A 19,139-nucleotide genomic window follows, 5' to 3' on the forward strand; every position below is an offset into this window, starting at 1 on the left:
GGACGGAATTAGTCTCTTGGGAAGTGCGCGACTTACGCGAACTTCGCCTGGATTTCCTGAGCGACGTTCGAAGGAACCGGCGCGTAGTGATCGAACAGCATCGTGTACTGTGCGCGGCCCTGGCTCATGGAGCGCAGGTTGTCGACGTACTTGAACATGTTCGCGAGCGGCACATGCGCGTTGATGACGATGGCAACGCCGCGCTGTTCCTGACCTTGGATCTGGCCACGACGCGAGTTCAGATCGCCGATCACGTCACCGACGTAATCTTCCGGCGTCACGACTTCGACCTTCATGATCGGCTCGAGCAGCTGGGCACCAGCCTTCTGCGCACCTTCGCGGAATGCACCGCGGGCTGCGATTTCGAAGGCGAGAACCGAGGAGTCGACGTCGTGGAAGGCGCCGTCGATGAGCGTTGCCTTTACCGAAAGCATCGGGAAACCGGCAAGCGGACCAGCCGACATGACGCTCTGGATGCCCTTCTGAACGCCCGGGATGTATTCCTTCGGAACGGCACCACCGACGATCTTGGATTCGAAGACGAAATCTTCCGAGTCCGGGTTCGGTTCGAACACCAGCTTGACGCGAGCAAACTGGCCCGTACCGCCCGACTGCTTCTTGTGCGTGTAATCGACTTCTGCGGTCTTCGTGATGGTTTCACGATAAGCGACCTGCGGAGCGCCGACGTTGGCTTCGACCTTGAACTCGCGCTTCATGCGGTCGACGATGATGTCGAGGTGAAGCTCGCCCATGCCGGCAATGATCGTCTGGCCGGACTCTTCGTCGGTCTTTACGCGGAAGGAAGGATCCTCGGCAGCCAGGCGGTTGAGCGCGAGGCCCATCTTTTCCTGGTCGGCCTTGGTCTTCGGCTCGATCGCGATCTGGATGACCGGATCCGGGAACTCCATGCGCTCCAGGACGACCGGAGCCAGCGGATCGCAAAGCGTGTCGCCGGTGGTCGTTTCCTTGAGGCCTGCGAGAGCGACGATGTCACCAGCATAGGCAACGTCGACGTCTTCACGCGAGTTGGAGTGCATCTGCAGCATGCGGCCGATGCGCTCGCGCTTTTCCTTGACCGTGTTCAAAAGCGACGTGCCCTTCTCGAGCTTGCCCGAGTAGAGACGGCAGAAGGTCAGCGAACCGACGAACGGATCGTTCATGATCTTGAAGGCGAGCAGAGCGACCGGCTCGTCGTCCGAGGCCTTGCGCTTCGTAGCTTCATCCGTCTTGACGTCGATGCCCTTGATGGCAGGAATGTCGATCGGGGACGGAAGGAAGTCGACGACGGCGTCGAGCAGCGGCTGAACACCCTTGTTCTTGAAGGCCGAGCCACAGAACATCGGGAAGAACTTCACGTCGATCGTGCCACGACGGATCAGCGCACGGATCTTATCGTTGTCGGGCATTTCGCCTTCGAGATAGGCTTCCATGGCAGCTTCGTCGATCTCGACGATCGTTTCGATCATCTTCTCGCGGAACTCTTCGGCACGCTCTTTGAGATCGTCCGGGATCTCGACGACGTCCCACTGGGCGCCGAGCGACTCGTCGCGCCATACCAGAGCGTTCATCTCGATCAGATCGACAACGCCCTTGAACTCGTTCTCGGCGCCGATAGGCAACTGAACGACGACCGGGATCGCGCCGAGACGCGACTTGACCATCTCAACCGAGCGGTAGAAGTCCGCGCCGATCTTGTCCATCTTGTTGCAGAAGATCATCCGCGGGACTTCGTACTTGTCGGCCTGGCGCCAGACAGTCTCGGTCTGCGGCTCTACACCGGCGTTGGCGTCGAGCAGAGCGATCGCACCGTCAAGAACGCGAAGCGAACGCTCGACTTCGATCGTGAAGTCGACGTGACCGGGGGTGTCGATGATGTTGAAGCGACGTGCCTTGCCGTCACGGCCTTTCCAGAACGTGGTGGTGGCAGCAGACGTGATCGTGATGCCACGCTCCTGCTCCTGCTCCATCCAGTCCATGGTTGCAGCACCGTCGTGGACTTCGCCGATCTTATGCGAACGACCCGTGTAGTACAGGACGCGCTCAGTCGTCGTCGTCTTACCGGCGTCGATGTGCGCCATGATGCCGAAATTGCGGTAGTCTTCGATTGCGTATTCGCGGGCCATTTGGGCAGCCTTTCAATGCGAAGGCACCGCTTTCGCGGCGCCACTTCCGATTTCAGTTACCAGCGATAGTGCGAGAACGCGCGGTTGGCGTCAGCCATCTTGTGCGTGTCTTCGCGCTTCTTGACAGCGCTGCCACGACCGTTCGCCGCGTCCATGAGTTCGCCCGAAAGGCGCTCGACCATGGTCGTTTCGTTACGGTTGCGGGCAGCTGCAATCAGCCAGCGGATAGCCAGGGCCTGACGACGCTCAGGACGAACATCGACCGGAACCTGGTAGGTAGCACCACCAACGCGGCGCGAACGGACTTCCACATGCGGCGCGACGTTGTCGAGTGCCTGATGGAAAATGCCGACTGGCTCCTGGCGGGTCTTCTGCTCGACCACGTCGAATGCGCCATAGACGATCGACTCGGCGGCAGACTTCTTGCCGTGGTACATGATGGCATTCATGAACTTCGTGATGACCAGATCGCCGAACTTCGGATCCGGGTTGATTTCACGCTTCTCTGCCTTATGACGTCGCGACATATTTCTCGTCTCTCACTGATTGCACGTGACCCTGGCGATGACTGCCTCGGGCCAGCGACAGAATGATCTTACTTCGGACGCTTCGCGCCATACTTCGAGCGGCGCTGCTTGCGGTTCTTGACGCCCTGCGTATCGAGAACGCCGCGAATGACGTGGTAGCGAACGCCTGGAAGGTCCTTCACGCGGCCGCCGCGGATCATGACCACGGAGTGCTCCTGAAGGTTGTGACCTTCGCCAGGAATGTAGCCGATGACTTCAAAGCCATTGGTCAGGCGGATCTTGGCGACCTTACGAAGGGCCGAGTTCGGCTTCTTCGGGGTCGTGGTGTAGACGCGGGTGCAAACGCCGCGCTTCTGCGGGTTCTGCTCCAGAGCCGGAACTTTGTTGCGCTTAACGGGCGCCTGACGCGGCTTGCGGATCAGCTGGTTTACGGTAGGCATTCAACCATCCCTTGAAAAATCTATCTCAAAGCCCGTTTCACGAGGCCCTCACGCCGCAGTATTCGAACATGCGCGAAACGAGCCGTCCCCGATTGCACGGTGGATGGCTCATCAAATGCAGAGGAAACGGTCGCCCGTCTCGTGCCAACAGCATTGTCGTCGTCTGCGGTATAAAGCCTTGTTTGAGGCGAATTCCAGGACGCGTCGTCCCGAAGATGCCAGCCTCACATCGGCTTTGGTGGCCGGGTGATACTGGCATAAGCCCATTCCGTCAAGGCCTGGCCTTAAGATTTGTCCCTGCCCGCCACCCACCTGACGGGATGCCGATCGACAGCGTAACAATCTTGCCGGAGCGCGCGTTTCGAGCGCGTATTCTTGCGTCGTTCCAAAACAACGGTCGAACGTCGAGCATGGAGCGCGTTGACCTTAGCGATTCCACGTCCCATGAAATCCGTCAACGACCGTCGCCAAGCAGGCGCTCTGACCAAAACGACTCGCATCAGGAATCACTTGGATGATCGACACCCCCGCCAATGAGAATGAACCGGAGACGCCGATGATCTTCATCATCGTCGGGCGCGCATGGCGTGACAAGGGTGGCGATCCCACCGAGCTGCATATCTTCCTGCAGGCTCCGGACGACGACAGTGCCGTGCGCGCGACACTCAACGCGCTGGCCGATGAAGGTTATGAAGAAGCCGATCTCGACCAGATCGGGATCTTGCACGAGGCGCCGGACGAAGAGCCACATGCCTCCGCCTATCAGGGCGCACTCGAAGGCGAAGTGGCGATCGTCACGCTGAAATAACGCTGCGCCTGGCCGCCGGCCGTCAACGACACGTCTTTCAAATGAAAAAGCCGCCCCGGTTTCCCGGGGCGGCTTTTGTCATTGATGTAAGCGCGGATTATTCCGCGGCGGTCGAAGCGGCCCGCTCGCGTGCCGTCATGTCGGCCAGCATCGGATCGGCCGTTTCGGCACCCGACGACTTGCGACGGGCATCGAGGATCAGGTCGTCGCGCGACGTAGCGATGCGACGGATCTGGCTCATCTGGCCGCCGGTACCGGCGGGGATGAGACGACCCACGATCACGTTCTCCTTCAGACCCTGCAGCGTGTCGGTCTTGCCGGCAACGGCTGCTTCGGTCAGCACCTTCGTCGTCTCCTGGAAGGAGGCGGCGGAGATGAAGGACGGCGTCTGGAGCGAGGCCTTGGTGATGCCGAGCAGAACGGCTTCGCCGCTGGCCGGCTTCTTGCCCTCTTCTTCCAGGCGCGCATTGACCTGATTGAGCTCGATCACGTCGACGATGTCGCCGGCGATGTAGCTCGAGTCACCCTGTTCGCTGATCTCGACCTTCTGCAGCATCTGGCGAACGATCACCTCGATGTGCTTGTCGTTGATCAAAACGCCCTGCAGTCGGTAAACTTCCTGGATCTCGTTGACGAGATAGGAAGCCAACGCCTCGACGCCCTTGATGGCAAGGATGTCGTGCGGAGCGGGATTGCCATCGAGAATGTAGTCGCCCTTCTCGATGAAATCTCCATCCTGCAAGTGGAAGGGCTTGCCCTTCGGGATCAGGTACTCGACCGGCTCGACACCGTCTTCCGCCGGCTCGATCTGGATGCGACGCTTGTTCTTGTAGTCGCGTCCAAAGCGGATCGTGCCGTCGATTTCGGCGATGATGGCGTGATCCTTCGGACGGCGTGCTTCGAAGAGTTCGGCCACACGCGGCAGACCGCCGGTAATGTCCTTCGTCTTCGCGCTTTCCATCGGAATACGCGCAAGCACGTCACCCTGGCTGACCTTGCGGCCCGGTTCGACCGAAAGGATCGCGTCCACCGAGAGCAGGAAGCGGGCATCGCCGCCACGCGAAAGCTTGGCGATCTCCCCGTTCTTGTCCTTGATGACGATCGAGGGCTTCAGATCCGAACCGCGAGGGGTCGAACGCCAGTCGATGACCATACGCTTGGTGATGCCTGTCGCTTCGTCGGTCGTTTCCGTGACGGATAGACCGTCGACCAGATCCTCGAACTGCACGGTACCGGCAACTTCCGTCATCATCGGACGGGTGTAAGGATCCCACTCGGCGAGACGCTGGCCACGACGAACGGCGTCGCCGTCGTCCACATGGAGCTTCGAGCCGTATGCGACGCGCTGCGAGGACCGCTCGTTGCCCTTTGGATCCAGGATCTGGATGGCCATGTTGCGGCCCATGGCGACGAGTTCGTTCTCCGAGTTGCGGAGCACGTTGCGGTTCTTGATCAGCACCTTGCCTTCGTAGGACGCTTCCAGGAACGACTGGTCCACCACAGTCGCCGTGCCACCCAAGTGGAACGTACGCATGGTGAGCTGAGTGCCCGGCTCGCCGATCGACTGTGCCGCGATGACGCCGACGGCCTCGCCCTGGTTGACGGGAGTACCGCGCGCCAGGTCACGTCCGTAGCAGACGCCGCAGATGCCGGTCTGAACTTCGCAGGTCAGAGCCGAACGAATGCGGATCGACTGGATGCTGGCCGCTTCGATTGCGATGACGTCGTTCTCATCGATCAACGTACCGGCCTTGACGATCAGATCGCCCGAAACCGGATGGTTGATGTCGTCGAGCGACGTACGACCGAGAACGCGCTGACCGAGCGATGCAACCACCTGGCCGGCATCGACGATCGCCGTCATGGTCAGGCCCTTGTCGGTGCCGCAATCCGTCTGGGTGACGATGCAGTCCTGTGCGACGTCCACGAGACGACGGGTCAGGTAACCCGAGTTCGCCGTCTTCAGAGCCGTATCAGCCAGACCCTTACGAGCGCCGTGCGTCGAGTTGAAGTACTCGTTCACGGTCAGGCCTTCTTTGAAGTTCGAGATGATCGGCGTTTCGATGATCTCGCCCGAAGGCTTGGCCATCAGGCCGCGCATGCCGCCCAGCTGACGCATCTGGTTCGGCGAACCACGCGCACCGGAGTGGCTCATCATGTAGATCGAGTTCATCGGCTTCTGCCGGCCCGTTGCCGGGTCGAACTCGACAGCCTTAATGCGGGCCATCATCTCGTCGGCGACCTTCTCGGTGGCCTTGCCCCAAGCGTCGACGACCTTGTTGTACTTCTCGCCCTGCGTGATCAGGCCATCATTGTACTGCTGCTCGTATTCCTTCACGAGCGTTTCAGTATCGCCGACGATCTTCGCCTTCGTGTCCGGAATGACCATGTCGTCCTTGCCGAACGAAATGCCGGCACGGCAGGCGTGGCCGAAGCCCAGCTGCATGATGCGGTCGCAGAAGATGACCGTCTCTTTCTGACCGCAGTGGCGGTAGACGGTGTCGATCATCTTGGAGATGTTCTTCTTGGTCATCTCCTGGTTGCAGGTGTCGAACGGCACGTTGACGTTCTTCGGCAGCAGTTCGCCGATGATCATGCGGCCAGGGGTCGTTTCATGGATCTGCGAGACCGGCTTGCCGTTCTCGTCGACCGTCTTGAAGCGGCCTTTGATCTTGGTGTGCAGCGTCACGACCTTGTTTTCAAGCGCGTGATGCAGCTCGCCCATGTCGGCGAACACCATGCCCTCGCCCGGCTCGTTCTCGTTCTTGATCGAGAGATAGTAGAGGCCGAGAACCATGTCCTGCGACGGCACGATGATCGGTGCGCCGGATGCAGGGTGCAGGATGTTGTTGGTCGACATCATCAGAACACGCGCTTCCAGCTGCGCTTCGAGCGACAGCGGAACGTGAACGGCCATCTGGTCGCCGTCGAAGTCGGCGTTGAACGCCGTGCAGACGAGCGGGTGAAGCTGGATGGCCTTGCCTTCGACGAGGATCGGCTCGAATGCCTGGATGCCGAGACGGTGCAGCGTCGGCGCACGGTTCAGGAGAACCGGGTGCTCGCGGATAACCTCGTCCAGGATATCCCAGACTTCCGGCTTTTCCTTTTCAACCAGCTTCTTGGCCTGCTTGACGGTCGAGGAGTAGCCCTTCGCGTCGAGGCGGGCATAGATGAACGGCTTGAACAGCTCGAGCGCCATTTTCTTCGGCAGGCCGCACTGGTGCAGCTTCAGCTCGGGACCCGTCACGATGACCGAACGGCCCGAATAGTCGACGCGCTTGCCGAGCAGGTTCTGGCGGAACCGGCCCTGCTTGCCCTTGAGCATGTCGCTGAGCGACTTCAGCGGGCGCTTGTTTGCACCCGTGATGACGCGGCCGCGACGGCCGTTGTCGAACAGCGCATCGACCGACTCCTGAAGCATGCGCTTCTCGTTGCGGATGATGATGCCCGGTGCGCGCAGCTCGATCAGACGCTTCAGACGGTTGTTACGGTTGATCACGCGACGGTAGAGATCGTTCAGGTCCGAAGTCGCGAAGCGGCCGCCATCCAGCGGAACCAACGGACGCAGGTCCGGCGGGATCACCGGGACCACCTTCATGATCATCCACTCCGGACGGTTGCCAGACTCCAGGAAGTTCTCGACGATCTTGAGGCGTTTCATCAGCTTCTTCGACTTCAGTTCCGAAGTCGTCGTTGCCAGTTCCTCGCGCAGGTCGCCGGCGATCTTCTCCAGCTCCATGCCGGCCAGAAGCTCATAGATGGCTTCGGCGCCGATCATGGCGGTGAAGGAATCCTCGCCGAATTCGTCGACCGCGATCATGTACTCTTCTTCGGAGAGCAGCTGGTGCTCCTGAAGCGAGGTCAGGCCCGGCTCGGTGACGATGTAGTTTTCGAAATAGAGGACGCGCTCGATATCCTTGAGTGTCATGTCGAGCAGCGTGCCGATGCGGCTCGGCAGCGACTTCAGGAACCAGATGTGGGCGACGGGCGCTGCGAGTTCGATGTGGCCCATGCGCTCGCGACGAACGCGCGAGAGCGTGACTTCCACGCCGCACTTTTCGCAGATGATGCCCTTGTACTTCATGCGCTTGTACTTTCCGCACAGGCACTCATAGTCCTTGATCGGACCGAAGATGCGCGCGCAGAAAAGACCGTCGCGCTCCGGCTTGAACGTGCGGTAGTTGATGGTTTCCGGCTTCTTGATCTCGCCGAACGACCAGGAGAGAATCTTCTCCGGGCTGGCGATGGAAATTCGAATGCTATCGAATACCTGCGCCGGGGCCTGGGGATTGAAAAGATTCATGACCTCATGGTTCATGCCTGTCTCCTTTGCGGGGCCCTGCCCCGTCATATGCGGTCCGTCGAGGCCGTCGCCCCTTCTCCGCTTAGAAAATCCTGGCCGGTAGAAGCTACCGGTTGAAACTGCGATGCACGCGCCGCGACCCTCAAAGGCGCTGCGCGTGCATGCTCCCCACTATGCGAGGAACGAATGCGCCACCTTGAAGGCAGCGCATTCCGTTTGTTCTTTACTCGGCCGCGTCAGGCAGCTGCTCCATGTCGGCGTTGTCGTCGATCTTGGTGTTCTCAAGTTCGACGTTCAGACCCAGCGAGCGCATTTCCTTCACGAGAACGTTGAAGCTCTCCGGAATGCCTGCCTCGAAGGTGTCGTCGCCACGCACGATCGCTTCGTAGACCTTGGTACGGCCAGCCACGTCATCCGACTTCACGGTCAGCATTTCCTGCAGCGTGTAGGCGGCACCATAGGCTTCGAGTGCCCAGACTTCCATCTCGCCGAAGCGCTGGCCACCGAACTGCGCCTTGCCGCCCAGCGGCTGCTGGGTAACGAGCGAGTACGGTCCGATCGAACGGGCGTGGATCTTGTCGTCCACCAGGTGGTTCAGCTTCAACATATAGATGTAGCCGACCGTGACCTGACGGTCGAACTGCTCGCCCGTACGTCCGTCGTAAAGCGTCGACTGGCCAGAGACGTTGAGCCCTGCCTTTTCGAGCATGATGTTGACGTCGGCTTCGTGCGCACCGTCGAACACCGGTGTGGCGATCGACACGCCGCGGCGGGTCTGCTCGGCCACCCGAACGATCGACTCGTCGTCGAAGTCCTTGATCGGCTCGCCCTTGACGCCGCCGCCGATGACATCGTCGACCGTCGCCCGGAGCTCGGCAATGTCGCCGGATTCCTTGTAGGCATCCAGCAGATTACCGATCTTCTTGCCGAGCGAGGCGCAAGCCCAGCCCAAATGGGTCTCGAGGATCTGACCGACGTTCATGCGCGAAGGCACGCCGAGCGGGTTCAGCACGATGTCGACATGCGTACCGTCTTCCAGGAACGGCATGTCCTCGACCGGCATGATGCGCGACACGACACCCTTGTTACCGTGACGGCCGGCCATCTTGTCGCCCGGCTGCATCTTGCTCTTCACGGCCACGAAGACCTTGACCATCTTCATGACGCCCGGAGGCATCTCGTCGCCGCGCTGGACCTTCTCGACCTTGTCCATGAAGCGCTGCTCAAGGCGCGACTTGGACTCGTCGTACTGGGCGCGAAGCTGCTCGATACCGCCCTGGACCTTTTCGTCCTCGACGGCGAACAGCCACCACTGCGAACGCGGATAGTCAGCCATGACAGCCGCGTCGAGCTTGGAGCCCTTCTTGAAGGTCTTCGGACCGGAAACAGCGACATGGCCCGAAAGCATGTCGGTCAGACGGCCGTAGACGTTCCGGTCGAGGATCGCCTGCTCGTCGTCGCGGTCCTTGGCCAGGCGTTCGATTTCCTCGCGCTCGATCGCCATGGCACGCTCGTCTTTTTCCACGCCGTGGCGGTTGAATACGCGAACTTCGACGACTGTGCCGTGCGCCCCCGGAGGCATGCGCATGGACGTGTCGCGGACGTCGGAAGCCTTTTCACCGAAGATGGCGCGCAGAAGCTTTTCTTCCGGCGTCATCGGGCTTTCGCCCTTCGGCGTGATCTTGCCGACGAGAATGTCGCCAGGATGCACTTCGGCGCCCACATAGACGATGCCGGCTTCGTCGAGGTTCTTCAGCGCTTCTTCCGAAACGTTCGGAATGTCACGCGTGATTTCTTCCGGTCCAAGCTTGGTGTCACGCGCCATCACTTCGAACTCGTCGATGTGGATGGAGGTGAACACATCTTCCGAAACGATGCGTTCGGAAAGCAGGATGGAGTCCTCGTAGTTGTAGCCGTTCCAAGGCATGAACGCGACGAGCACGTTGCGGCCGAGCGCGAGATCGCCGAGATCCGTCGAGGGACCGTCGGCGATGATGTCGCCCGATTCGATCCGGTCGCCCACGGTGACCAGCGGACGCTGGTTGACGCAGGTGTTCTGGTTCGAACGCTGGAACTTCTGCAGGCGGTAGATATCGACGCCGGACTTCGCGGCATCGGTCTCTTCCGTGGCGCGAATGACGATACGCGTCGCATCGACCTGATCCACGATGCCCGAACGGCGGGCAGCGATGGCGGCGCCGGAGTCACGGGCAACGACCGATTCCATGCCGGTGCCGACGAATGGAGCATCGGCCCGCAGGAGCGGTACGGCCTGACGCTGCATGTTCGAGCCCATGAGCGCGCGGTTCGCGTCGTCGTTCTCGAGGAACGGGATGAGCGCCGCCGCCACCGAAACAAGCTGCTTCGGCGAAACGTCCATGAGGTCGATGTTTTCGCGCGGCGCCATCATCACTTCGCCGGAGTGGCGGCAAATGACGAATTCGTCGACGAATTCACCGTCTTCGCTGAGCTCGGCGTTCGCCTGGGCCACGTAGTGCTTGGACTCTTCCATGGCCGACAGATAGACGACGTCGCGCGTCACCTTGCCATCCACGATCTTGCGGTACGGACTTTCGATGAAGCCGTACTTGTTGACGCGGGCAAACGAGGCGAGCGAGTTGATCAGACCGATGTTCGGGCCTTCCGGCGTTTCGATCGGGCAGATACGGCCGTAATGGGTCGGGTGAACGTCGCGGACTTCGAAGCCCGCACGCTCACGCGTCAGACCGCCCGGTCCAAGTGCCGAAAGACGGCGCTTGTGGGTGATTTCCGACAGCGGGTTCACCTGGTCCATGAACTGCGACAGCTGCGAGGATCCGAAGAACTCGCGAACCGCGGCAGCGGCAGGCTTGGCGTTGATCAGGTCCTGCGGCATGACGGTGTCGATCTCGATCGACGACATGCGCTCCTTGATCGCGCGCTCCATGCGCAGGAGGCCCAGACGATACTGGTTCTCCATGAGCTCCCCGACCGAACGAACACGGCGGTTGCCGAGGTTGTCGATGTCGTCGATCTCCCCTTTGCCGTCACGCAGCTCGACGAGCGTCTTCACGACGGCAAGGATATCGTCCTTGCGCAGCGTGCGAACGGTGTCGGCAGCATCGAGGTCGAGCCGCATGTTCATCTTGACGCGGCCAACGGCGGACAGGTCGTAGCGCTCGCTGTCGAAGAACAGCGAGTTGAACATGGCTTCCGCCGTTTCCATTGTGGGCGGCTCACCCGGACGCATGACGCGGTAGATGTCGAACAGCGAATCCTGGCGGTTCTCGTTCTTATCAGCCGAAAGCGTGTTGCGGATATAGGCACCGACATTGATGTGGTCGATGTCGAGGACCGGGATGGAGTCGAAGCCCGCTTCCAGGAGAACCGGCAGCGTCTTTTCGTCGATCTCGTCGCCGGCCTCGAGGAAGACCTCGCCCGTCGCCGGGTTGACCATGTCTTCGGCGAGATAGGCGCCATAGAGGTCGTCGTCGGTCGCCTTGATAGCCTTGACGCCCTTTTCCTGCATCTGCTTGAGCACACGCGGGGTGAGCTTGCGGCCGGCTTCGGCAACGACTTCGCCACTGTCGGCGTCGATCAGGTCCGTGATTGCCTTCGTGCCCTTGAGCGCGTTCGGCTGGAACGGGATGCGCCAGCCTTCGCCGTCACGGGCATAGTGCGACTTCGTGTAGAACGTCTCGAGGATTTCCTCGGAGTCCATGCCGAGCGCCATCAGGAGCGACGTCGCAGGGATCTTGCGGCGGCGGTCGATGCGCGCATGCACGATGTCCTTGGCATCGAACTCGATGTCGAGCCAGGAGCCGCGATACGGGATCACGCGGGCTGCAAAGAGCAGCTTGCCCGATGAGTGCGACTTGCCCTTGTCGTGATCGAAGAAGACGCCCGGCGAGCGGTGCATCTGCGAGACGATCACGCGCTCGGTGCCGTTGACGATGAACGTGCCGTTCATGGTCATCAGCGGCATGTCGCCCATGTAGACGGACTGTTCCTTGATGTCCTTGATGGACTTCGCGCCCGTATCCTCGTCGATATCGAACACGATGAGGCGCAGCGTCACCTTGAGCGGCGCTGCGTAGGTCAGATCGCGCTGACGGCACTCTTCGACGTCGAACTTCGGCGCTTCGAATTCGTACGATACGAATTCGAGCATCGAGGTGCCCGCAAAGTCCTGGATCGGGAAAACCGACTTGAAGACGGCCTGAAGGCCCTCTTCCGGGCGACCGCCTTCCGGCTCGTCGACCATGAGGAACTGATCGTAGGATGCCTTCTGAACCTCGATGAGGTTCGGCATCTCTGCGACTTCTGGAATCTTACCGAAGAACTTGCGTACGCGCCTACGACCGTTGAATGAAATGGTCTGAGCCATCGTCGCTCCTTGTCAAAAATCTTGCATCTGGGCCTGCATGTGACGGCATACCGCTGGCCAGTCGGCTCCGTCGGGCGCGCGCTCTCCATCCAGTCGAGAGCGAGGAACCCATTATCGAAAGACCGCTACGTCCGGTCTCCGGATAATCTGTTCCGAAAAACAGATGGACCCGCGCCGAATGGCGCGGATCCGTCAGACCACGAATGATCTTACTTGAGCTCGACTTTCGCGCCTGCGTCTTCGAGCTTCTTCTTGATGTCCTCGGCTTCGCCCTTGGAAATTGCTTCCTTGACGGCCTTCGGTGCAGCTTCGACGAGGTCCTTGGCTTCTTTGAGGCCAAGACCCGTGATTGCACGGACTTCCTTGATGACGTTGATCTTGTTTGCGCCGGCTTCGGCCAGGATCACGTCGAATTCAGTCTTCTCTTCAGCGGCTTCAGCCGGTGCACCGCCGCCAGCAGCAGCAACAGCAACAGGAGCAGCAGCCGAAACGCCCCACTTTTCCTCGAGCATCTTGGAAAGCTCAGCAGCTTCCAGGACGGTGAGGTTGGAGAGGTCGTCAACGATCTTGGAGAGATCAGCCATTGTCATAGTCCTTTTATTCGGTTCGAACTTTAAGAGTTAAACAGCGAAGTTCCGCCTTAAGCGGCTTCGTCCTTCTTGGCATAAGCGCCGAATACGCGTGCGAGCTGACCCGCAGGCGCGTTCACGACCTGAGCGATGCGCGTTGCCGGGGTCTGGATCATTCCAACCAGCTTTGCACGCAGCTCGTCGAGCGATGGGAGGGTCGCGAGCGACTTAACACCATCGGCATCGAGATTGGTCGAGCCCATCGCACCACCGAGAACAACGAGCTTGTCGTTACCCTTGGCGAAGTCGACGGCGACTTTCGGAGCGGCAATCGGATCATCGCTGTAGGCGATGAGCGTCTGGCCGGTGAAGAGATCTGCGATCCCTTCGGACTCCGTGCCCTGAAGAGCGATCTTGGCCAGGCGGTTCTTCGCGACCTTGACCGTTCCGCCGGCTGTGCGCATGCGCGACCGAAGGTCGTTCATTTGCGCAACCGTCAGACCGGAGTAGTGGGCCACAACAACCGAACCGGAAGCCTTGAAGACTTCGTTCAGCTCTGTGACGAATTCGCGTTTTTCCGCTCTATCCACTGTCTTTCTCCAGCAGACCGTATTGGCATTCGCGCCAACCACAGTCGGTTTGCCTTTGCCGCAAGGGGACCGTTCAAATGAAAGATCTCCAAGCGACGCTTGAGGATCCTGCCCCCTTCCACTCGCCGGGATCGGCGGGCGCAAGGCAATCGAGGTTCGAACCGCAAGAAACGGCATAAAGCCGCCAAATCCGGGTCTTACCCGTCTCATGCAGGCCGTGTGGGATTAAGGTTGCCCACCTGCAATCTCGGACAGGAATGCCGGGAACCGAAATCCCCGGCAACTTCCGGCCCGAAGGCCGAAAATCGTGTCATGCCGCCTGCCCCTTGAGGCAGGCCGCGAAAATCTGCGCGCTTTACGCGGCGGAAAGGGTCGACGGGTCGATCTTGACACCCGGGCCCATGGTCGAGGAAATCGCCACGCGCTTGACGTAGTTGCCCTTGGCGCCCGACGGCTTTGCCTTCATTACGGCATCGGCGAACGCGCGGATGTTCTCTTCGATTGCCTTGGCATCGAACGAGACCTTACCGACGCCAGCGTGAACGATGCCGGCCTTCTCGACGCGGAACTCGACGGCGCCGCCCTTGGAAGCCTTGACGGCTGCGGTGACGTCCGGCGTGACCGTGCCGACGCGCGGATTCGGCATCAGGCCGCGAGGGCCAAGCACCTTACCGAGACGGCCGACGAGACCCATCATGTCCGGCGTTGCGATGCAGCGGTCGAAGTCGATCTGACCGCCCTGCACTGCTTCGACGAGATCTTCCGCACCGACGATGTCTGCACCGGCTGCCTTGGCTTCGTCGGCCTTGTCGCCACGTGCGAACACGGCAACGCGAACCGTCCGGCCCGTGCCGTTCGGCAGGTTGACGACGCCACGGACCATCTGGTCGGCGTGGCGCGGGTCGACGCCGAGATTCATTGCGACTTCGATCGTCTCATCGAACTTCGTGGCGGAACGCTCGCGAACCATGCTGACGGCCTCGGAGAGGTCGTAGAGCTTGTTGCGATCGATGCCTTCACGGCTCTTTTCTACGCGCTTTGCAATCTTGGTCATGATCTTATTCCGTCACTTCCAGGCCCATGGAGCGGGCAGAGCCCTCGACCATGCGCATTGCGCCTTCGACGTCGGCAGCATTCAGGTCCTTCATCTTCGCTTCAGCGATGGTGCGGATCTGGTCGCGCGAAACCTTGCCGGCCGTTTCCTTGCCCGGAGTCTTCGAGCCGGACTTCAGCTTGGCTTCCTTCTTGAGGAAGTAGCTGACGGGCGGCTGCTTCATCTGGAAGTTGAACGACTTATCCTGGAAATAGGTGATGACGACCGGAATCGGCATACCCTTTTCCATTTCCTGCGTGGCGGCATTGAACGCCTTACAGAATTCCATGATGTTGATGCCACGCTGACCAAGTGCCGGACCGATCGGCGGCGACGGATTTGCCGACCCTGCGGATACCTGCAACTTGAGCTGGCCTGCAACTTTCTTAGCCATTACTCTCTGCCTTTTCCAATTATAGACCGGAAATCCGGCCTCAATGTGCCGGCGAACCGGCGGCTGCGGTTGCGTGGTGCGATCCGACCCCGGATTGGCTCATCCGGAAGATCTCCCACGCTGTTGACCAGCCCCCGAGGGACCGGCCCGACAATCAGGTCTTTTCGACCTGGCTGTATTCAAGCTCGACCGGCGTTGCGCGACCGAAGATCGATACTTCCACCTTCAGGCGCGAGCGCTCTTCGTCGACGTCCTGGACAATCCCGTTGAACGAGGCGAACGGCCCGTCCGATACGCGGATCTGCTCCCCGATCTCGAACGAAATGGACGGCTTCGGCCGCTCGACACCATCCTGAACCTGCGAAAGGATCCGCTCCGCTTCGGAGTCTGGGATCGGCACCGGCTTCGAATCGGAACCAAGGAACCCGGAGACCTTTGGCGTGTTCTTGATCAGGTGATAGGCTTCGTCGGTCAGATCAGCCCGGACGAGCACATAACCCGGAAAGAACTTGCGCTCGGCATCCACTTTGCGGCCGCGACGGACTTCGACGACCTTTTCGGTCGGAACGAGGATCTTTTCGAAGAGATGCGACAGGCCCTTCTGGCGCGCCTTCTCTTCGATCGACTCGGCGACCTTCTTCTCGAAATTCGAGTATGCGTGGACGATATACCAGCGCGCTGACATTCAAATTCTCCCGAAGGCAGCTACAGTTAGGCGCCGATGTTCAGAATAAGCCCGATGATCCAGCCCAGCGCCTGATCGGCGGCGAAAAAGAAGATCGAAGCCACAAACACCATGATGAGAACCATGATCGTCGAGATCAAAGTCTCGCGACGGCTCGGCCAGGTGACCTTGGCCGTCTCGGCGCGCACCTGCTGGATGAATGTGATCGGATTGGTTCTCGTAGCCATGAACTGCCCATACGATTACGGCACGCAAAGCGACAAGGCGGCTCCGCGCACCGTTGATCTAGAGGTTCTACATAAAGACCGATTCCCAAATTCACAAGAGGGAATCCGTCCGGCGCGTCAAAATAGCAAACCGGCCGGGCCGCCAGAGGCGCCGACCGACCAGCCAGAAATGGCAGGGGCAGCAGGGCTCGAACCTGCGACCTGCGGTTTTGGAGACCGCCGCTCTACCAACTGAGCTATACCCCTAAACGACCGCTCGTTCGAGCGCTTCGCCGTGCCGCTGATCTAACTTGGAGCGACCAGCACGGCAAGACGAAAATGCTTCGGCAGGTCGAATTGTCCCCGCCGAAGCTTGTTTTCACGCGTTATTCCGTGATCGCGGCGACGATGCCGGCGCCGACGGTACGGCCGCCTTCGCGGATAGCGAAGCGCAGGCGCTCTTCCATCGCGATCGGCACGATCAGCTCGACGTCGACCGTCACGTTGTCGCCGGGCATCACCATTTCCGTGCCTTCCGGCAGCGTCACGATGCCCGTCACGTCCGTCGTGCGGAAGTAGAACTGCGGACGGTAGTTCGTGAAGAACGGCGTGTGGCGACCGCCCTCTTCCTTTGTCAGGATGTAGGCTTCGGCCTTGAACTTCTTGTGCGGCTTAACCGAACCCGGCTTGCACAGAACCTGACCACGCTCGACGCCTTCACGGTCGACACCGCGAAGCAGCGCGCCGATGTTGTCGCCGGCCTGGCCCTGATCGAGCAGCTTGCGGAACATTTCAACGCCCGTGCAGGTCGTCTTCTTGGTGTCGCGGATACCGACGATCTCGATTTCCTCGCCAACCTTGACGACGCCACGCTCGACGCGGCCGGTCACGACCGTGCCACGGCCCGAGATCGAGAACACGTCTTCGATCGGCATAAGGAACGGCATGTTGATCGGACGCTCAGGCGTCGGGATGTACTTGTCGACTTCGGCCAGCAGCGCGCGCACGGCATTCTCGCCGATTTCCTTGTTGCTGTCTTCGATGGCGGCAAGTGCCGAACCCTTGACGATCGGAATGTCGTCGCCCGGATAGTCGTACGAGGAGAGCAGCTCGCGCACTTCAAGCTCGACGAGCTCGAGAAGCTCTTCGTCATCGACCTGGTCGACCTTGTTCAGGAACACGACGATCGCCGGAACGCCGACCTGGCGGGCGAGCAGGATGTGCTCGCGCGTCTGCGGCATCGGGCCGTCGGCAGCCGAAACGACGAGGATCGCGCCGTCCATCTGGGCAGCACCGGTGATCATGTTCTTCACGTAGTCGGCGTGGCCGGGGCAATCGACGTGGGCGTAGTGACGGGCTTCCGTCTCGTATTCCACGTGTGCAGTCGAGATCGTGATCCCGCGAGCCTTTTCTTCCGGCGCGCCGTCGATCTGGTCATACGCCTTGTACTCGCCGAAGAACTTCGTGATCGCAGCCGTCAAAGACGTCTTGCCGTGGTCGACGTGACCGATCGTGCCGATGTTCACATGCGGCTTGTTACGTTCAAACTTGCCTTTAGCCATGCGGCTTTCCTCAATTTATCGAGTTCGTTGGGATGGGCTGGTGCGCTATTAGGACGAAATTTCGCGAAGTTCAAGCGCGGAGGGATGACCCGACGAAAACNCATACGCCTTGTACTCGCCGAAGAACTTCGTGATCGCAGCCGTCAAAGACGTCTTGCCGTGGTCGACGTGACCGATCGTGCCGATGTTCACATGCGGCTTGTTACGTTCAAACTTGCCTTTAGCCATGCGGCTTTCCTCAATTTATCGAGTTCGTTGGGATGGGCTGGTGCGCTATTAGGACGAAATTTCGCGAAGTTCAAGCGCGGAGGGATGACCCGACGAAAACCGAGCGCGAAGCGCTCAGCCGCCTATCGCCAACAGGAGACGGCGCCGTGATGATGCTCGCCATGCGCCGCGGCAATCAACGCTTGGACCCTCAACGATCGCGCAGCCGAGCGCGCATCGCTGGCGTCGTCCACAAACCCCCATCGGGAGCAGTCCTGAGCATGGATGAGAAGCGCACGCACGGCACCGTCGGCGTCAATGCGAGCCGAATTCCAGACATGATCTAAGGAGGATGCAATGGTGTCGCGGGGGTGATCCATAGCCCGGACCATACCCCAAAATCAGCCCTCCGCAACCGCCGATTCGAGGCCAGGTGCGACTTCCGCTGCTTTACAACCATTCTCTAAAACATAGCCGAAATTGACCAAGAATAGATTGCACTCTGGAGCCGGTTAAACTCCAGAACCTCTTGATCAGCCACGTACACAATTAACCAATTGTTAAAGTTCGGATGGCGCGAAGTGAAAATCAATGCAATTTCATATGAAGCCATGAATTACGATGGCGCAAATGGAGAGGCACATGACTATCGACACTTATGCCAATGATGTTCCGCACATGGCTGCACTACTGCGTCATGTGCCAGATGTGACGGATGCCGACACTTCACCCGCCACCAAGAAGATCGACCCGGTTCATGTCGCCGGTCCGAGTATTGATCCGTCCGTTCGTCTGCCTGGCCGCATTGCCGGCGGCCTGAAGGGCGTCAGCGACGACCTGGAGCGGCATGCGCGCGAATGGCGCAATACCTACCGTCTCCTTGAGCAGCAGCGTCCGCAGTTGGAGGCCATCGAACTGGAGCGCGAACGCCTCCACGAGGCACTCGGCCGTCTCGCTCCCCGTGTCCATGACAACGGCCGCACACTGACCGGCGCGATGGATTCGGCCAAGCGCGGCGATTTCTCAGGCGATCTTGCGGGCCAGTTCACCCGAAGCCAGGTTGCGCTCGACGAACTCGAAGGCATCGCCGAAGCGTTGGCCGCCAATCTGCTTCAGATGCGTTCGACGTGGGAACAATACGCCCGCACGGTCATCCGCGCCCAGAAGCTCCGCGACGCGCTCAAGCACGATGCCCTCTAGGGCCGGTGAATGTTCTTGGCGGGCATCATACTGAAGCTATAGGCCGATGCATGGGATATGCGACGG

General features: G+C 60.2%; 14 protein-coding genes, 1 tRNA gene and 1 pseudogene. 2 read left to right on the forward strand and 14 right to left on the reverse strand.

The window, feature by feature from the left end; genetic code table 11:
• Positions 1 to 32 precede the first annotated feature (32 nt).
• The 3 genes from fusA to rpsL form a co-directional block, all read right to left on the reverse strand.
• On the reverse strand, positions 33 to 2,123 hold the full coding sequence (fusA, locus tag GC125_RS12255) for an elongation factor G (protein ID WP_151985909.1): 2,091 nt from the start codon (positions 2,121 to 2,123) through the stop codon (positions 33 to 35).
• Between the two features lie 56 nt (positions 2,124 to 2,179).
• Positions 2,180 to 2,650, reverse strand: a complete 471-nt coding sequence (gene rpsG / locus GC125_RS12260; RefSeq protein ID WP_151985910.1) for a 30S ribosomal protein S7 — start codon at positions 2,648 to 2,650, stop codon at positions 2,180 to 2,182.
• 68 nt (positions 2,651 to 2,718) lie between these two features.
• Positions 2,719 to 3,090: a 30S ribosomal protein S12 gene (rpsL, locus tag GC125_RS12265; protein WP_047030256.1), complete on the reverse strand. Its 372-nt coding sequence runs from the start codon at positions 3,088 to 3,090 to the stop codon at positions 2,719 to 2,721.
• Between the two features lie 514 nt (positions 3,091 to 3,604).
• On the opposite strand from rpsL, the gene GC125_RS12270 reads away from it, so the two are divergent.
• On the forward strand, positions 3,605 to 3,898 hold the full coding sequence (locus GC125_RS12270; RefSeq protein ID WP_151985911.1) for a transcriptional regulator: 294 nt from the start codon (positions 3,605 to 3,607) through the stop codon (positions 3,896 to 3,898).
• Between the two features lie 97 nt (positions 3,899 to 3,995).
• Here the strand turns inward: GC125_RS12270 and rpoC are convergent, their stop codons facing one another.
• The 11 genes and pseudogenes from rpoC to GC125_RS12325 form a co-directional block, all read right to left on the reverse strand.
• On the reverse strand, positions 3,996 to 8,216 hold the full coding sequence (rpoC, locus tag GC125_RS12275; protein WP_151985912.1) for a DNA-directed RNA polymerase subunit beta': 4,221 nt from the start codon (positions 8,214 to 8,216) through the stop codon (positions 3,996 to 3,998).
• A 208-nt stretch (positions 8,217 to 8,424) separates the two neighbouring features.
• Positions 8,425 to 12,567: a DNA-directed RNA polymerase subunit beta gene (gene rpoB / locus GC125_RS12280; RefSeq protein ID WP_151985913.1), complete on the reverse strand. Its 4,143-nt coding sequence runs from the start codon at positions 12,565 to 12,567 to the stop codon at positions 8,425 to 8,427.
• A gap of 209 nt (positions 12,568 to 12,776) precedes the next feature.
• Positions 12,777 to 13,151 (reverse strand): 50S ribosomal protein L7/L12, encoded by a 375-nt coding sequence (gene rplL / locus GC125_RS12285; RefSeq protein WP_151985914.1) that lies wholly within the window; start codon positions 13,149 to 13,151, stop codon positions 12,777 to 12,779.
• Positions 13,152 to 13,207: 56 nt separating this feature from the next.
• A complete protein-coding gene (rplJ, locus tag GC125_RS12290; RefSeq protein WP_502706056.1) occupies positions 13,208 to 13,768 on the reverse strand; it encodes a 50S ribosomal protein L10 in 561 nt (186 codons plus the stop codon).
• A 313-nt stretch (positions 13,769 to 14,081) separates the two neighbouring features.
• Complete coding sequence (gene rplA / locus GC125_RS12295) at positions 14,082 to 14,780, reverse strand: 50S ribosomal protein L1 (RefSeq protein WP_151985916.1); 699 nt, start codon at positions 14,778 to 14,780, stop codon at positions 14,082 to 14,084.
• Between the two features lie 4 nt (positions 14,781 to 14,784).
• Entirely contained in the window at positions 14,785 to 15,213 is a 429-nt protein-coding gene (rplK, locus tag GC125_RS12300; protein ID WP_151985917.1) for a 50S ribosomal protein L11, read from the reverse strand.
• A gap of 154 nt (positions 15,214 to 15,367) precedes the next feature.
• Positions 15,368 to 15,898, reverse strand: a complete 531-nt coding sequence (gene nusG / locus GC125_RS12305; RefSeq protein WP_126010236.1) for a transcription termination/antitermination protein NusG — start codon at positions 15,896 to 15,898, stop codon at positions 15,368 to 15,370.
• 26 nt (positions 15,899 to 15,924) lie between these two features.
• On the reverse strand, positions 15,925 to 16,125 hold the full coding sequence (gene secE, locus GC125_RS12310; protein WP_151985918.1) for a preprotein translocase subunit SecE: 201 nt from the start codon (positions 16,123 to 16,125) through the stop codon (positions 15,925 to 15,927).
• A gap of 170 nt (positions 16,126 to 16,295) precedes the next feature.
• A tRNA-Trp gene (locus GC125_RS12315) sits at positions 16,296 to 16,371 on the reverse strand.
• 119 nt (positions 16,372 to 16,490) lie between these two features.
• Entirely contained in the window at positions 16,491 to 17,666 is a 1,176-nt protein-coding gene (gene tuf, locus GC125_RS12320) for an elongation factor Tu (RefSeq protein WP_151985908.1), read from the reverse strand.
• Between the two features lie 101 nt (positions 17,667 to 17,767).
• Positions 17,768 to 17,894, reverse strand: a pseudogene (locus GC125_RS12325) (GTP-binding protein); the annotation flags it as partial.
• A gap of 621 nt (positions 17,895 to 18,515) precedes the next feature.
• Between GC125_RS12325 and GC125_RS12330 the strand changes: the two are divergent.
• A complete protein-coding gene (locus GC125_RS12330) occupies positions 18,516 to 19,073 on the forward strand; it encodes a hypothetical protein (RefSeq protein WP_151985919.1) in 558 nt (185 codons plus the stop codon).
• Positions 19,074 to 19,139: the final 66 nt, after the last annotated feature.

The organism is Rhizobium sp. EC-SD404 (assembly GCF_902498825.1).
In the GTDB taxonomy this organism is placed as follows: Bacteria; Pseudomonadota; Alphaproteobacteria; order Rhizobiales; family Rhizobiaceae; genus Georhizobium.

What these genes read in the sequence shown, in the direction of transcription:
- rpoC (WP_151985912.1), bottom strand. Translation starts at nt 8,216, where the DNA reads ATGAACCATGAGGTCATGAATCTTTTCAATCCCCAGGCCCCGGCGCAG.
- rpoB (WP_151985913.1), bottom strand. Translation starts at nt 12,567, where the DNA reads ATGGCTCAGACCATTTCATTCAACGGTCGTAGGCGCGTACGCAAGTTC.
- rplA (WP_151985916.1), bottom strand. Translation starts at nt 14,780, where the DNA reads ATGACCAAGATTGCAAAGCGCGTAGAAAAGAGCCGTGAAGGCATCGAT.
- rplK (WP_151985917.1), bottom strand. Translation starts at nt 15,213, where the DNA reads ATGGCTAAGAAAGTTGCAGGCCAGCTCAAGTTGCAGGTATCCGCAGGG.
- nusG (WP_126010236.1), bottom strand. Translation starts at nt 15,898, where the DNA reads ATGTCAGCGCGCTGGTATATCGTCCACGCATACTCGAATTTCGAGAAG.
- fusA (WP_151985909.1), bottom strand. Translation starts at nt 2,123, where the DNA reads ATGGCCCGCGAATACGCAATCGAAGACTACCGCAATTTCGGCATCATG.
- rplL (WP_151985914.1), bottom strand. Translation starts at nt 13,151, where the DNA reads ATGGCTGATCTCTCCAAGATCGTTGACGACCTCTCCAACCTCACCGTC.
- secE (WP_151985918.1), bottom strand. Translation starts at nt 16,125, where the DNA reads ATGGCTACGAGAACCAATCCGATCACATTCATCCAGCAGGTGCGCGCC.
- GC125_RS12330 (WP_151985919.1), top strand. Translation starts at nt 18,516, where the DNA reads ATGACTATCGACACTTATGCCAATGATGTTCCGCACATGGCTGCACTA.
- rpsG (WP_151985910.1), bottom strand. Translation starts at nt 2,650, where the DNA reads ATGTCGCGACGTCATAAGGCAGAGAAGCGTGAAATCAACCCGGATCCG.
- GC125_RS12270 (WP_151985911.1), top strand. Translation starts at nt 3,605, where the DNA reads ATGATCGACACCCCCGCCAATGAGAATGAACCGGAGACGCCGATGATC.
- rpsL (WP_047030256.1), bottom strand. Translation starts at nt 3,090, where the DNA reads ATGCCTACCGTAAACCAGCTGATCCGCAAGCCGCGTCAGGCGCCCGTT.
- tuf (WP_151985908.1), bottom strand. Translation starts at nt 17,666, where the DNA reads ATGGCTAAAGGCAAGTTTGAACGTAACAAGCCGCATGTGAACATCGGC.